Source organism: Nocardia sp. NPDC087230, assembly GCF_044744725.1.
Lineage (GTDB): Bacteria > Actinomycetota > Actinomycetes > Mycobacteriales > Mycobacteriaceae > Nocardia > Nocardia canadensis.
On record NZ_JBIUYV010000006.1, the window covers coordinates 112,155 to 126,717 of the forward strand.

Consider the following 14,563-nt stretch of genomic DNA (forward strand, 5'->3'; position numbering starts at 1 on the left):
GTATGCACACCGCGACCGGCACAGGCCGCGGGCACCAAGACCTATGTCCCGCGTGACGCGTATCGAGCCCGGCCGCAGTAGACGTTCGACGTCGGGAATCAATCGCAGCGAATCGCTATCCTGTCCAGTGGGCTGCCTGTCGTCCTCACCCCGCGGCGAGCTCGTCGCGAACTGCCAAGGCCGGCAGTCCATGCCAGCGGCGGACGGCCCGGCGCAGCGCGCGCTCATCGCTGTAGCCGACGCGGCGGGCGATCGACCGCATCGACAGGTCGGGATCGCGCAGCAGGTCCAGCGCGCGTTGCCGACGGACTTGTTCGACCTCGCTGCGCCAAGTCGTCTCATGTTCGGCCAGGCGCCGTTGCAGGGTGCGCGGGCTCATCACCAGCCGCTCGGCAACGGCTTCCAACGAGACGATGCCCTGCTCGAAGACGATGTCGAGCGCGACCCGGAAAGCGTCGTACCAGCGCAGCACCGGTTTGGCGGCGGCCAAGGTCAGCTCGGCGTGGTTCTGCAGAATCTTGCCGAGGCCGGGCTGGCATTGCGGCAGCGGCGCGTGCGCGTCGTCCTCGAGCAGGATGATCGAATTGACCGGCGCCTCGTAGTCGATCCGCGCGGTGCCGAAGAACTCGACCAGCCGGCGATGCTCGCGAGGCGCACGATGCGACAGGCTCACCCGCAGCGGAACGACCGGACGGCCGGTGGCCTCGCGCGACCGCTGCAGGAACAGCGCCAGCACGAAGATCTCGATCGCCTCGACCACATCGGGCACCGCGGGACCGGTCGCGTGCCCGATCGTGAACTGGCTGCCGCTCTGCAGCACCCGTGTCTTCTCCGCGCCCGGATCGCCGATCACGTCCAGATAGTTCAGCGCCTGCGGTGTGGTCTCGATCAGACTGGCGCCGGTCGTGTACAGGTAGTCCCACAGTCCGAGGGTGCCCACCGGCGCTTGCTCGGCGACATGCACGCCGATCGCGGTTCCGGCATCGCTGAGTGTGAGTTGCTCCCACAGAGCGATCATGGTCGGTGTCGACACCCGGGCCAGATCATCGGCCAGCACCTCCGGCCGCAGATCCGGCAGATGCGCGAACTGACCCCGATTCATACCCAGGTCTTGTACGACGCCCGAAACCAACCGGGCCAGGCTGGAAGCCACAGTGCCGTCATTTGCGGCACGAGATCTGCCCGAAGTCACCACAATCCTCGATCGATCAACCTTCGAACCGTCTCCGCGTCCTCGGGAGATTCGAGAACTCAGCAGCGTGAAGAGTTCCGAGGTGACTGTAGCGCCAGATTCGCTGAGGGCCCGGTCTCCAGTTCCCGCCTCTCGGGGACGACCAGCCCACGCACTCGGCCCGATCGCGGCGGTGTTCATCCGCTGACTTGTGCGAAGGCTGCCCGGAGTCGTCGCAGGCCACGATCAGGTGGCGCCGAGTCGGATTCCGGGCAGCGCTGCCGCTCACACCACGTACGTGATCGTCGCTACCACCGCCAGGGCCAGCATGCCGAGGCAGTTGATCCAGAACTCGTATCCGAGGAAGCGGGCCCGGTAGTGGGCGTAGGCGGCGCACACGAAATAGCCGATCACACCGACCGCGGTGGCGAATCCGACACCCGGATACTTCAGTCCGACAAGGAGACCCGCGGTGGCCGCCAGTTTGATGGTGATGAGCGTCCACCACCAGTCGCGTGGAAACCGGACGCCGTCGAGGCATCGCTGGATGAACATCGGCGGGCGCACGGACATGAGCGCGTCCGCGAACAGCGAGAGCGCGAGTAGCGCTGGTAGCCACCAGGGTTGGGGAGCGTGGATCATGGTTTTCCTTCCGGAGGCGTGATGACGAATTCGATGGTCTGTCGCAGTTGTTCGGCCGCGTCGGGCATCGCGATGGCACCGCTGGCCGCGGTCATCAGCAAACCGAGGTAGGCGAGATAGATGGTCCGAGCGCCACGACCGACCTGACTGTGGGGCAGCGCTGTTCGGGCGAGCACGGTTTCGAGTTCGCCCAGCAGGGCGAGTGCGAGGTCTCGAAAGATCACCGACTCATGGTTTCCGCGGACGAGGATCGCCAGGTACTCGCGTGAGAGCTCGGAGTCGAGCGCGAAATGTCCGACGAAAGGAGCGAAGAGGTTCAGCACGTCCTCGGCGGTCGCGGTCGTCGCCGAGGGCACGAGTTCGGTGTGCCTGCTGTTGTGCACCGAGGTTATCCAGTTGTCGTAGATCGAGACGAGCAACGCGTCCTTTTCGCCGGCCGCCATGACAGTCCCGGTGCTCACCTTCGCTTCGGCGGCGATCTGCCGAATGGTGGTCGCTTTGAAGCCCTGGGCACGGAAGAGCCGTTCGGCTGCCGCCAAGACCTTCTGTCGCGTCGCCGCTTGTTGCTCCGACCGCGACTGAACATGTTCATTGAACATGTTCAGAATGCTAGGCCATGGTTGGTCGTGAACGCAAACGCGGGTCCTCGGCCGGTCGATGGCCGCCGCACTGCCGAGCATCGGGCGATCCCCCCGCCTCGCGATCACCCGACGCTGGGACCGATCCACCGGGCGAGGATCAACGCTCGCGGGCACCACCCGATCGACAGGCGCGCAGGTTTGCCCCCGAACGAGGTCTGCTGTAGAACTGATGCGGCCGCGTCGTCGGCCGTCGTCCGATCTCGTCAAATCAGTTGCATGAGAGGACTTTTCAGCACATGGATCCAATTCTCGGTCAGATCGCGCTCTTTCCCTATCCCTGGACGCCGATGGGTTGGGCTCCGTGCGAGGGCCAGATCGTGAAGATCAACGACTACCAGGCCCTGTTCAGCCTGCTCGGCAACACCTACGGCGGTGACGGTCGGGAAACCTTCGCCCTGCCGAACCTGAAGGTCGCCGCCGAGGGGTTGGGCGGCACTCTGCACTACGCGATCGCCACCGAGGGCATCTACCCTCAACGCACCTAGTCCGCGCGGGCGTCGAGCACCCGGCCCCGTCGCTCAGGGGTCGGGTGTCGCGCTTTCAGCGCATGCCCATGATGTCGCAGCCGGCCTGACGCACCTGGTACCGCGCGCGGTACCAGGGCCACGGTTCAGCGCGGCGCGCGCGCCTCTGCCCGTCGCGGCGGCCTACGCTTGACAGATGACCACGGCGGCGGAGTTGAAAGCCCGGCAAGCTGGCGTGAAACAGCGCTACCGAGACGACCCGGCGACCGCGGTCACTCCCCTGCGCGGCGGCGGTTCGTTCGCCGACCCCGGTATCACCTGCACGGTGCGGACCTTCGCCGGTCCGGTGCGCGCCGGCCTGCACCCGGCCACCGGCGGTGACGGTTCCGATGCCTGCTCGGGCGACATGCTCCTCGAAGCGCTGGCCGCCTGCGCGGGAGTGACCTGCCGCAGCGTCGCCACCGCCATGGCGCTGCCCATCACCGGCGCCGAGGTCGAGGCCACCGGCACCTTCGACGCCACCGGCACGCTCGGCATCGACCGGACCGCGGACGTCGGGATATCGCCGATCACCGTGACGATCACGGTCACGACCTCGTCCGACGTGGACCCGGCCGCGCTGACGAAACTCGCCGACCTCACCGAACGGTATTGCGTGGTCGGCCAGAGCCTGCGACATCCGCCGGCGATCCGGGTAGTGCGTGCCGGGTGAGCGAACGGCGAAGGCCGGCCACCCTTCGATCGACGCGAATCCGGCCGATCCGCCGCTAGGCGCCCTTTCCCCGTCGAACACGCGCGCGGTTCGGGTAGCGGCGAGTGGCGCGTAGTGGTCGGTGAACAGTGTGGCGACGAGCTCGCCCCGGCTGGTGACGCCGACCTTGTCGAAGATCGCTTTGACGTGGTCGCGCACGGTGTGGGCGGACAGGAACAAGGTGGCCGCGATCTCGCCGGTGGACCGGCCACGCGCGATCAGTTCGGTGACGTCGAGCTCGCGCCGGGTGAGTTCGTAGGCGGCCACCACCAGCGAGGCCACCTCCGACGGCGTGGCGGGCTCGATTACCAGCGCCGTCATTCCCGGCGCCCCGGCGAGGTCGCGTAGGCAGGAGGCGTGGCAGACCAGCCAACGGCCGGTCGTGCCGCGGATGCGGATCCGGGAATTCTCGCCGGTGATCCGGGCCCGGCCCGCGGTGCTGAGAATCCAGACGGGCAGCGGCAATTCGATGCCTTGCGCGGTCGTGGTGGCAGGGCCGGCCGGCATCTGGGCGAGCAGGTGTCTGGCCTCGTCGTTGATCGAGACCAGGCCACCCTTCGGGTCGAACAGCAACATGCCGGGAGCTGCCGTGCGCCCCGGCGCAACGGGGCCGAGTGGCTGGGCAAAGCTGCGCAGCCGGCGGGCCATCGGCGTGGACAACCCGCTCAGCAGCGCGATATCGCTGTCCTGGAACGGCTTTCGCCCGCGTTCCCGGAACAGGCTCAGCTGACCCCATGGCTGCCCGTCGACGCGGAACACAGCGCGCAGTTCGTCGTCGAAACCGCGCGGGCACATGAAATTTCGATACAGCGAGCTCAGCCCCGGGTCATCGCCGGTCGCCGCGCGCAGACCAGCGACCGGAACCGGCGCCCGCGCCAGATCCCGGAAGAGGTTTACATGTTCGGAGAAGAGCTCTGATTCCCAATAGGTGCCACAGCCGCCTTCGTGGAGGTTCTCCACCCGGACGGGCGCGGTGGTAAGACCGTTGATCGGATCGGTCGCCACCCAGACCGCGGCGTCGAACGGCATTATGCGGCGTAACCGCGTCGAGGTCTCGGCGAACAGCGCGTGCGCGTCCGCCGCCTGCTCGATACCAGCCAGGAGTCGGCCCATCCCGAGCGCAGTCACACCCATGCCCGCAAGCTTGCCGTCCCGGACAAGCGACCGCCATCCCCCATCTGCGGGGTCATCGACCGACCGCGTGCGAAATTCCCACGACGGCGCTACCCCTCGAACGAGGGATGTTCCACGTGCGGCGTGCGGGCGACGCTGGTCCGGTCTCAGTGATCGGAAGGAACACAATGGATCTCGGCATTATCGGTGCGGGCGCGGCGACCGTCGGGCTGCTCGACGCACTCGCGGCCATCGAGGGCGCGCCCGGCGCCATCACCGTGTTCGACGGCTCATCGGCGGTGTGGCGGGGCCGGCCGTACCAGCCGGACCTCGAGGCGGTCCGGGTCAACGCGCCGCCCGCGCTGATGTCGGTGCGCGCCACCGACCGCGCGCATTACCAGCGGTGGCTGCGGGACCGGGGCGAAATGGCCCGGTATCTCGACGAGGGCCTAGGTCAGCCGCTGGTTCCCCGCAGCGTCTACGGCGAATACCTGGAGCAGACCGCCTACGCCGCGATCGATCGACTGCGCCGGAACCGCTGGCAGGTCAGCATGGTGAATTCGATGGTCGTCGGCTTCTCCCGTCCCGGCGCGAGCGACGGCCGAGCGGTCTTGCACACCGCGAACGGCGGCCGTCATCCGGTCGATCGCGCGGTGCTCAGCGTCGGGAGCGGGCGTCCCCGTGACCAGTACGGGCTCACCGGTGCGCCCGGCTACATCAACGAGCCGTACCCCCTGGCCGCCACGATCGCCGGGATACCGGCCGACGCGCACGTGGCGGTGGTCGGTAGCGGTCTGACGGCGGTCGACATCGCCGCGGCGCTGACGACCGGCAACCACACCGGACCGATCAGTCTTCTCTCTCGCAGCGGCGTGCTCCCGTTCGTGCAACAGCGTCCACTCCCGCTCGCACCGAAACACCTCACTCCGGCCAATGGGCTGCGGCTGGCCGCCGCCGGCGTGGTGCACCTGCACCAGTTGGTCGAGCTCATGCGCGCCGAACTCGCCGAGCTGGGACAGGATTTCGAGTCGTTCGCCACCGAGATCCGCGCCGTGGAGGAACCCGTGACCCGGCTGCGCCGTCAGCTGACCGAGCTGGACAACCCGCATCAGGGACGCCGCCTGCTCACCATGGCGATCCGTGTGCTCGGTCCGATCGTCTGGCCGCTGCTGGCCGAGCCGGACCGGAGGATGCTGCGCTCCGAGCACTTCCGTACGATCAGCAGCCTGAGTTCACCGATGGTGCCGCACAACGCGAAACTCCTACTGCGGCTGCTGGATTCGGGCCGACTCCGGCTCCGTTCCGGCCTCGGCGAGATCGAAGCTCGACCCGGCGGCGGTTTCACCGTCCACGACGACGCCGAATGGCACGCCGATGTCGTCGTCAACGCCGTCAACCCGCCCGCGTACACCACACCGAGGGAGACCGAACCCCTCGTCAGCGCGCTACTCACCGGCGGCGCAGCCGAACCGTCGGCCACCGGCGGCCTGCGCGTCGAACCCGGTACCCGCCGATTGCTGGTCGCGGATCGACCCGATCCCACCTGGCACGCCCTGGGCAATCTGGCCGCCGACTCCATGTTCATCGCCACGAACCCGCCCGGGCTGGCCATGGAAGGTGCCGCCCTCGCCCATCACCTCATCGACTCCACGGCCAGTTAGTTGCTTAGTACAAGTAAGCTAGATATAGTTGTATACCGCAAGCAAATATCTAGGGCTGGGAGTAGGCATGGCAGTGTCCCCCGATACGGCTCAGAGCCTGATCAGGGAGCTCTTTTTCATGGGCCGGGCGATCCGCGCTGCGCTCTCCCACCCCGAGGAAGGGGACCTTCTTCCTGGAGGCGTGGGGGTGCTGGGTTCGCTCGAGGCTCGGGGGCCGTGTCGACAGGTGGATCTGGCTGCGGACTTGTGCATCAGTCAATCGACCCTGAGCAGGCATGTCGCCGAGCTGGTGAACTCCGGCAATATCGCCCGCCATGCCGATCCCCTCGACGGCCGAGCCACCCTCATCCGGATCACCGATCAGGGAAGCGATCTGCTGCGGCGCGTCCGAGAGTCGCGGGCCCGGGGATTGCGCGCCGCGCTGGCCGATTGGACCGAAGCCGACGCCGAAGAGGCCACCGCGGTGGTGCGGAAGCTGAGGAATTCACTGGCGGCCGCTCCGCACCGCACCGGTGTGGGTGAGCATCGACCCGATTCGACAGAAAGTCAGGAAGTGGATGTCTAGTTCAGTCGAGACGGAGACTCGGCGCGCCCCCACCGTGATGACGCACCGTCAGGTCTTGGAGGCGATGACCGGGCTGCTGGCGGCGTTGTTCACCGCGCTGCTCAGCACCACGATCGTGTCGACCGCGCTGCCGACGATCATCGGGGACCTGGAGGGGTCGCAGACCGCGTACGCCTGGGTCATCACCACGGCGCTGCTGGCCAATGCCGCGTCCACCCCGATCTGGGGCAAGTTCGCCGATCTGTTCAACAAGAAGCTGCTGGTCCAGTCGGCCATCGTCGTCTTCGTCCTCGGTTCGGTGATCGCGGGCTTCGCGAGCACTGTGCCGATCCTGTTGGCGGCACGCGTCGTCCAGGGCATCGGCATGGGCGGATTGACCGCGCTCGTCGTCGCGATCATCGGCTCCATCGTCTCGCCGCGGGAGCGCGGACGCTATTCCGGCTACATGGGCGCCGTGATGGCGGTGTCGATGTCGGGCGGACCCATCCTCGGCGGCGTCATCGTCGACAGCCCGCTGGGCTGGCGCTGGTGCTTCTTCGTCTGTGTGCCGCTGGCTGTCGTCGCGCTGGTGCTGCTGCAGCGGACCCTGCGGTTGCCCACCGAACGCAAGGAGGGGGTGTCGATCGACTGGTTCGGCGCCGCCCTGCTGACCGCGGGTGTGTCGGTGTTGCTCATCTGGGTGTCGTTCGCCGGCAAACCGGACTACTACGACTGGTTCTCCCGCGAATCCGCCCTGTATGTCGGTGCCGGAGTGCTGCTGCTGCTCGCGACCGTCGTGGTCGAATCGCGCGTCGAGTCACCGATCATCCCGCTGTCGATCGTCACCGAGCGCACCACCGGTCTGGCGATCATCGCCTCGATCGCGGTCGGTGTCGGCATGTTCGGGTCGACCACCTTCCTGGGCCAGTACTTTCAGACCGCGCGCGGCTACTCGCCGACCATGGCCGGCGTGCTGACCATCCCCCTGGTGCTGGGCATGCTCGTCGCGTCGACCGGTTCGGGACAGCTGATCACCCGGTTCGGGAAATGGAAGTCGTTCGTCGTCACCGGCGCCGCGTTGCTGGTGGTCGGGTTCGGCCTGCTCTCGACGATCGATCACGCCACCGATCTGTGGCTGGTGGGTGCCTACATCGCCGTTGTCGGGCTCGGCGTCGGCATGATGATGCAGAACCTGGTGCTCGCCGTGCAGAACACGGTGAGCGTGCACAATATCGGCGCCGCGTCCAGCAGTGTCGCGTTCTTCCGCACGTTCGGCGGCGCGATCGGCGTCTCGGTATTGGGTTCGGTGCTGGCCACCCGGGTGGGCGAGCTATCGGCGAAGGGTTTCGCCGAGCTCGGCGTGACGACCGGTTCCTCGGGGGGCAGCAATCTGAATCTGCACGCCCTGCCCGCACCGATCGTCACGGTCGTGCGCGCCGCCTACGGCGATGCGACCGGACGGATCTTCCTCATCGCCGCGGGGGCGGCGGTCGTCGCGCTCCTGGCGACCGCCGTGCTGCCGAACCGCCCGCTGCGCAACACGATCGACATCGATCCGGCCCTCGATCCGACTGCGACAGCGCCTGCGTCGCAAGATGACGCGGCTGATGCTCTGGATGCCGAACTGGCCGCACTCGCCGAGTCGAGCCAGCCCGGGGAGCGGGTCTGGGAGGGCGCCGAGCGGGTGCTGTCCGAGGCGGACCCGGTGTCGACCACCGCGGCCGGGCGGCATGCGACAGCCGTACAGAACGGTCATCGGGCCGCCGCGGTCGAGGTGTCGTCGCGGGCCGCTCTGCCCACCGCCACGGCGTCCGGGACGGACAGCGGCACGGTGAACGGTCGCGTCCGCCGCGAGGACGGCCGGCCGCTGCCGGGGGCGGTGCTGACATTGATCGATCAGAGCGGCCGTCAGGTCGCGCGGGCGAGCAGCGCCACCGATGGCGGTTATGCGATCAGCGCGCCGACGGCGGGCGGCTACGTGTTGATCGTGTCGGCGATGGGACACCAGCCGACCGCGGTCACGGTGTCGGTCGGCGAGCGGCCCCAGCGCTTGGATCTGAGCCTGGTGGGCTCCGGTGAGTTGTCGGGAGTCGTCCGTACCGCCGACCACGGATCGGCCGTGCCGGGTGCCACCATCACCGTGACCGACCTGCGTGGTGAGGTGATCGGGGCCGCGGTCACGGGCGGCGACGGAGCCTACACGTGCCACGGCGTGGTGGCGGGTGTCTACACCCTGGTCGCGGCCGCCGAGCACATGCGCCCCAGCGCGATCACCTTGACGGTGCCCGCCGACGGAGCGCTCCGCCACGACATCGAGTTGTCCGCGATGACGGTACTCACCGGATCCGCGCGGGCCGACGACGGCAGGGCCGTGCCCGACGCGCTGGTCAGCTTGCGCGACGCCGCGGGTGAGGTGACCGCGACGGTGCGTACCGATGAGAACGGCCGCTATGTCGTGCCCGACCTGCTCGAAGGGCAGTACACCGTGACCACCCGTGGGTATCCGCCGGTGACGGATCAGGTCACCGTGTCCGGTGCCGAGGTCACCCATGACGTGCGGCTCGGCTACGAGCCCGAGGACCACCGATGAGTGGGCTGACCGGCCACGTCCGCACAGCGGAGGGCTGGCCGGTGCCGAACGCGGTGCTGACGGTGACCGACATGTCGGGGCGTCAGATCGCCCGCACGGCGGCCGACGAGACCGGGGCGGTGCGCACCGGCCCCTTGCCCGCGGGAACGCACACCGCGGTGCTCACCGCGGTCGGGTTCGAACCGGTGGCGCGGATCGCGCAGATCTCCGCCACCGGGACAGGCGCGGTCGGTGAGGTGGTACTGGCACCCGCGGCGGGGACGGTGACCTCGCCCCCGCCGGGACCGTGGACGATCGATCCGCTGCATTCGACGGTGATCGCCACCGCGCGCCACCTGGGTATCGCGAGCATCAAGGCCCGATTCGCGGAGGTGAGCGGGCGGCTCGATATCGCCGAGCCGTTCGAGCGGTCCACCGGGCACGCCGAGATCAAGGCGGCGGGCATCGACACCGGCGTCTCGATGCGTGACGATCACCTGCGCTCACCGGAATTCCTCGATGTCGACAGTTATCCGACGATCACGTTCACCGGCCTCGGGTTTCGCCGCACCGGTGCCGACACCTGGGTGATGCCGGGCGAGCTGACCCTGCACGGACAGCGTCGCCCGATCGACCTCGCGGTGACCTACGGCGGCTTCGGGGAAGATCCGTGGGGCGGCGTACGTGCGGCGTTCCACGCCGAAACACTGTTGCACCGCAACGATTTCGCGATCGACTACAGCGCGGTCGTGCGCGCGGGAGTGGCCGCCGTCGGCACCACCGTCAAGATCGAACTCGACATCGAGGTCGTCCGAGGCGAGCAACTACCCACAATGTGAGGCGGGTGGTGGCTCGTTACCGTTCGCACCCTCGAATGCGTTCAACCTCTGGCTATTTGCGCTGATTGGCGTTGAAACGTGCCTTCTTCTCGCGATTCCCGCAGGTGTTCATATCGCACCATTTTCGAGTGCGGCTCCGGCTGGTGTCGAAGAAGGCAGCCCGGCAGGTCGGCGCCGCGCACAAGGCCAATCTCTCGCCCAGCACCCGACCCTCGTCGATGGGACCAGGGTGTGCCGCTGGCCGACCTCGTCGAGGTCGTGAACTACTGGCGCACCGGGTACGACTGGCGATCGTTCGAAGAACGCCTCAACCGAATCGGCCAGTTCCGCACGCTCATCGACGGTCTGGGTATCCATTTCCTGCACCGCCGCTCCGCGCGGGCAGACGCCACTCCCCTGATCTTGACGCACGGCTGGCCGGACAGCATCGCTCGGTTCATCGATGTCGTAGACGAGCTGACGGACCCGAAAGACGCGGGCGCGGAAGCTTTCCACGTCGTGGTTCCCTCGCTGCCGGGCTTCGGTTACAGCGACAAGCCGGCCACCACTGGGTGGGGCACCGAGAAGATCGCGGCCGCATGGGTGGAACTGATGGGAAGACTCGGCTACGACAAGTTCCTGGCCCACGGCGGCGACTGGGGCGGCAATATCACCACTGTTCTCGGTGGCCGGTTCCCGGCGCAGGTTCTCGGCATCCACACGACATTCGCGGAGGCACCGCCCGGGATGACCACGGCGGGGCTGACGGCGACCGAGCGCGCGTGGGCCGAGGAAACCCGCGACTTCTGGCGCCACCGCGCGGCTTACGCCAAACAGCAGGCGACCCGACCGCAGACCATCGGCTACTCGCTCGTCGACTCACCGGTGGGACTACTCGCCTGGATCCTCGATAAATTCGCCGAGTGGAGCGATACCGAGGACAGCCCGTTCGAGACCATTGCCCGCGACCGCATCCTCGACGACGTCACCCTGTATTGGCTGACACGAACCGGCGCATCGGCTGCCCGCATCTACTACGAAAGCCACGACTCACTGGACCCCGAACTCCGGGTCGAGGTCCCGTCGGCTCTCACCATGTACCCCCGCGACACCGAGAAGTGCCCGCGCCCTTGGGCACAGCAGCGCTACCGGCAGATCGTCCGATGGACCACGCCCGCGGCCGGGGGCCATTTCCCCTCGCTCGAGGTTCCCGAGTACTTCGTCGAGGACCTGCGAGAAGGGCTGGCGGCAGTACTGGCCGCCGGTTCGTGCGCATCAGCCACACCGCGGCGGCGAGGGTCAGCACCCAGCCGATCGCTTCGATGAGCAGATGATCGGTCGCATCGGGGACCGATTGCAGCAGGTACACCCGGACGCTGTTGATCGCTCCGTGCGTCATGACTGCCGGCCAAACACTCCCCGACCGCCAACGAAGCGCGAGCAGCAGGGGCGCCCAGGGCAGCATGCCCGCGAAATAGAGGACGACATCCCACGGTGGGCGGTCTCCGACGACGGCGAGCACCGGCAGGTGCCAGACGATCCAGACCGCACCGCTGACAAGGGCCAGCGGCCAGAATCCCCAGGACGCGGCGCGAGTCGCCAGCCAGCCGCGCCAGCCGAACTCCTCTCCGATCGCGAAGACCGACTGCAGGACGAAGACCGGAACGATCCACACCGTCGCCGCCGAGATCTGGTCGAGCGGGTTGAGCGGCCAGATCCCCGATGCCACCGCGATGCCCGTCTGGATGGCGGCGATGGCGGCGATGAGGCCGATGCCGATGCCTGCCCACCGGGGTGTGCCGCGCCACCCGGTGGCGAACGTCTCGCGGAACGTTCCGGGTCGGCGGGCGAGCCACAGGATGATCGCGGCGAGGAGCGGGGTCAGTTGCAGGATCGGAACGATCAGGTTGTTGAGATCCGTGGAGACGAGCCGAAAGACCATCGGGACGGACAGGGTGTAGCACAGCACGATCGCGATCCCGAAGAACCACGCGACATCGGGGAAAGTCGATCCGGTTGAATTGCCGCGCGCACGGACTGTTGTCATGGCTGCCCGCTGCCGCCGGCGACAGAATCCTTGCCTGCCAGTCCTCGCGTCGACGTCGACAACGGGCTGTACAGAACAGAATTCGTTGTCGAAAAGCACGCATCATGGTTCATGCACGGACCGTAGCAACGGGTTTCGTTCACCGAATCCTGGAAAGACCCGGAAATCTACCCTGAAGACTCCCCTACCCGGCGTCCCCCGCACCCGCTAATCGACGCGTCCGCGTCTGGTGTCGTATGCCCACATCGCGATCTCGACGCGGTTGCGGGCGCCGAGCTTGCTCATCAACGAGGCGACGTGGGTCTTGACCGTGCTCAGGCCGACGAAGAGCTCGATGGCGATCTCGGCGTTGGTCCGGCCGCGTGCCACCAGCGCGAGCACCTCCTCCTCGCGCTCGGTGAGCGGGTCGATGGGCTGGACCGGTACCACCGGCGCCTGGCCGGCGAAGGTCGCCAGCAGCCGGCGGGTGACGTTGGGGGCGATCAGGGCGTCCCCGTTGGCCGCCGCGTGGATGGCCTGGACGAGCAGCTCCGGCCCGGCGTCTTTGAGCAGGAAGCCGCGGGCGCCGGCGCGTAGGGCGCCGAGAACGTACTCATCGAGGTCGAAGGTGGTGATCACGACGACCGCCATCGGGTCCGGGACGCCCGGCCCGGCGAGGCGTCGCGTCACCTCGACGCCGTCGAGCCCGGGCATCCGGATGTCGACCAGCAGGACATCGGGACGCAGCCGAGTCGCCAGGTCGAGCGCTGCGAGCCCGTCCGCCGCCTCCCCCACGACCTCGAGATCGGGTTGCGCGCCGAGGATCATCACCAGCCCGGTCCGGACCAAGTCCTGGTCGTCGGCTACGACCACACGAATGCTCATGCCGGCGCGTCCACGGGCAGGACCGCCTCGACCACCCAACCACCGTCGCGCCCCGGCCCCGCGGACAGCGACCCGCCCAGGAGCTGGGCACGTTCGGCCATGCCCAGCAGACCGAATCCAGGTGCCGGGACCGGCCCCGGCGCGGTCTGTCCATCGTCGCTGACCCGCAGCTTGACGGTGTCGCCGTCGCGGCGGACGTCGATCGCGACGCGGGTCGCGCTCCGGGCGTGCCGTGCGGCATTGGTCAGCGACTCCTGCGCGAGCCGGTAGAGCGCGGCGTCCACGGGACGTGCCAGCCGGGTCGACGAACCGTCCAGCGAGACCTCGACGGTGAGCGTCGCGTCGGCGCGCGCCAGCGCAGGCAGGTCCGCGACACCCAGCTGCGGTGCGTAGGCGACGGCTTCGTCCGCACGCAGCACCCGCACCATGGACCTCATCTCTGCCAGAGTTCGCGACGCTTCGGACTCTATCGCGGCCAGGATCTCGACGGCCTTCTCCGGCTGCACGGCGGCGACCACGCCACCGGCCTGTGCTTGCACCGCGATGGCCGAGACGTGGTGGGCCACGGTGTCGTGCAGCTCGCGCGCCAGCGCCACCCGCTCCTGATTGCGGATCTCGCGCTGTTGGCGATGCCAGAGGTCCGCGCGGTAGCGGAACACCGCCGCCAGGGCGACGAACAACAGCACGAGGACGGTTCCGCCGAAAACGTCGGCCAAGCCCGCGGAGGAGGCGTACATCCCTAGCGCGACGACGACTGCCACGAACGCCGTGCCCACGACGATCTCCCGTCCCGAACCCCACCGCACCAGCGAGTAGAGCAGGATCAAGACGGCCATCATGGAATAGCGGGCGAGGTCCCCGGCATAGGCCGTCAGCTGCAGGATCGAGAGCAGCCCCGCGATGCCCCACCCGACCAGGGCGGCCGACAGGGGGCGGATTCGCCGCCAGAGCAGGGCGGGCATCAGCCCCAGGGCGAGCACCGCGACAAGGGGTCGCCAAGCAGAGCCCGGCGCAAGGGCGAGTTCGACCAGGGTGGCGGCCGCGAACACCCCCACCAGCAGCCAGTCGAGACGACCGATGGGCGGGGCGTCTCCGGGCCGCGGCTCATGCCAGAGGGAGCGACGGACGGTGACCACGGCTCCAGCCTAGGGATCGGAGTGCCTCGGCGTATCCGCCGAAAGAACGAGACCCAGACCATGCCATCGGCCAGGTGAACTCCGGCCTCCGGGCCGGTGTGCCCGGCGCCGGGCGCAGCGATCGTGGACCTACCTACCCGTC

At 68.2% G+C, this 14,563-nt stretch carries 11 protein-coding genes and 5 pseudogenes; 8 read left to right on the forward strand and 8 right to left on the reverse strand.

The genetic code is table 11. From position 1 onward, the window contains the following. Window positions 1-145: 145 nt before the first annotated feature. The 3 genes from ACIO52_RS21420 to ACIO52_RS21430 form a co-directional block, all read right to left on the reverse strand. Window positions 146-1,372, reverse strand: coding sequence for an AraC family transcriptional regulator ligand-binding domain-containing protein (locus tag ACIO52_RS21420; protein ID WP_316574495.1), 1,227 nt, complete (start codon window positions 1,370-1,372; stop codon window positions 146-148). 84 nt (window positions 1,373-1,456) lie between these two features. Next, on the reverse strand, window positions 1,457-1,813 hold the full coding sequence (locus ACIO52_RS21425) for a DoxX family protein (protein WP_218719094.1): 357 nt from the start codon (window positions 1,811-1,813) through the stop codon (window positions 1,457-1,459). Then, window positions 1,810-2,493 (reverse strand): TetR/AcrR family transcriptional regulator, encoded by a 684-nt coding sequence (locus tag ACIO52_RS21430; protein WP_402646130.1) that lies wholly within the window; start codon window positions 2,491-2,493, stop codon window positions 1,810-1,812. Before ACIO52_RS21430 ends, ACIO52_RS21425 begins: the two co-directional genes overlap by 4 nt. Window positions 2,494-2,690: 197 nt before the next feature. Here ACIO52_RS21430 and ACIO52_RS21435 point away from each other — a divergent pair, with 197 nt between their 5' ends. Then, window positions 2,691-2,939, forward strand: a complete 249-nt coding sequence (locus tag ACIO52_RS21435) for a phage tail protein (protein WP_218719092.1) — start codon at window positions 2,691-2,693, stop codon at window positions 2,937-2,939. 385 nt (window positions 2,940-3,324) lie between these two features. Then, window positions 3,325-3,630, forward strand: a complete 306-nt coding sequence (locus ACIO52_RS21440; protein WP_402646587.1) for an OsmC family protein — start codon at window positions 3,325-3,327, stop codon at window positions 3,628-3,630. 147 nt (window positions 3,631-3,777) lie between these two features. Here ACIO52_RS21440 and ACIO52_RS21445 read toward each other — a convergent pair. Next, a pseudogene (locus ACIO52_RS21445) lies at window positions 3,778-4,803 on the reverse strand (LuxR C-terminal-related transcriptional regulator); the annotation flags it as partial. A 167-nt stretch (window positions 4,804-4,970) separates the two neighbouring features. Here ACIO52_RS21445 and ACIO52_RS21450 point away from each other — a divergent pair. The 5 genes and pseudogenes from ACIO52_RS21450 (at window position 4,971) to ACIO52_RS21470 (ending at window position 10,395) form a co-directional block, all read left to right on the forward strand. After that, on the forward strand, window positions 4,971-6,443 hold the full coding sequence (locus tag ACIO52_RS21450) for an FAD/NAD(P)-binding protein (protein WP_316574491.1): 1,473 nt from the start codon (window positions 4,971-4,973) through the stop codon (window positions 6,441-6,443). Window positions 6,444-6,510: 67 nt separating this feature from the next. After that, window positions 6,511-7,008, forward strand: a complete 498-nt coding sequence (locus tag ACIO52_RS21455) for a MarR family winged helix-turn-helix transcriptional regulator (protein ID WP_218719088.1) — start codon at window positions 6,511-6,513, stop codon at window positions 7,006-7,008. 37 nt (window positions 7,009-7,045) lie between these two features. Beyond that, window positions 7,046-8,540 (forward strand): annotated as a pseudogene (locus tag ACIO52_RS21460) (MDR family MFS transporter); the annotation flags it as partial. A 278-nt stretch (window positions 8,541-8,818) separates the two neighbouring features. Next, a complete protein-coding gene (locus ACIO52_RS21465) occupies window positions 8,819-9,577 on the forward strand; it encodes a collagen binding domain-containing protein (protein WP_402646590.1) in 759 nt (252 codons plus the stop codon). Beyond that, window positions 9,574-10,395 carry a YceI family protein gene (locus tag ACIO52_RS21470; protein WP_402646134.1) on the forward strand — a complete coding sequence of 274 codons (822 nt, stop codon included), beginning with the start codon at window positions 9,574-9,576 and terminating at the stop codon, window positions 10,393-10,395. The genes ACIO52_RS21465 and ACIO52_RS21470 overlap by 4 nt, the downstream gene beginning before the upstream one ends. 52 nt (window positions 10,396-10,447) lie before the next feature. Here ACIO52_RS21470 and ACIO52_RS21475 read toward each other — a convergent pair. Beyond that, window positions 10,448-10,600, reverse strand: a pseudogene (locus tag ACIO52_RS21475) (CGNR zinc finger domain-containing protein); the annotation flags it as partial. Between ACIO52_RS21475 and ACIO52_RS21480 the strand changes: the two are divergent. Then, window positions 10,591-11,700, forward strand: a pseudogene (locus tag ACIO52_RS21480) (epoxide hydrolase family protein); the annotation flags it as partial. The pseudogenes ACIO52_RS21475 and ACIO52_RS21480 sit on opposite strands and share 10 nt — an antisense overlap. A 109-nt stretch (window positions 11,701-11,809) precedes the next feature. On the opposite strand, the pseudogene ACIO52_RS21485 reads toward ACIO52_RS21480, so the two are convergent. From ACIO52_RS21485 to ACIO52_RS21495, 3 genes and pseudogenes are all read right to left on the reverse strand, one after another. Continuing rightward, window positions 11,810-12,421, reverse strand: a pseudogene (locus ACIO52_RS21485) (type II CAAX prenyl endopeptidase Rce1 family protein); the annotation flags it as partial. A 207-nt stretch (window positions 12,422-12,628) separates the two neighbouring features. Continuing rightward, window positions 12,629-13,285, reverse strand: a complete 657-nt coding sequence (locus ACIO52_RS21490) for a response regulator transcription factor (protein WP_218719085.1) — start codon at window positions 13,283-13,285, stop codon at window positions 12,629-12,631. Beyond that, window positions 13,282-14,421: a sensor histidine kinase gene (locus ACIO52_RS21495; protein WP_402646138.1), complete on the reverse strand. Its 1,140-nt coding sequence runs from the start codon at window positions 14,419-14,421 to the stop codon at window positions 13,282-13,284. The genes ACIO52_RS21490 and ACIO52_RS21495 overlap by 4 nt, the downstream gene beginning before the upstream one ends. Between the last annotated feature and the right edge of the window lie 142 nt (window positions 14,422-14,563).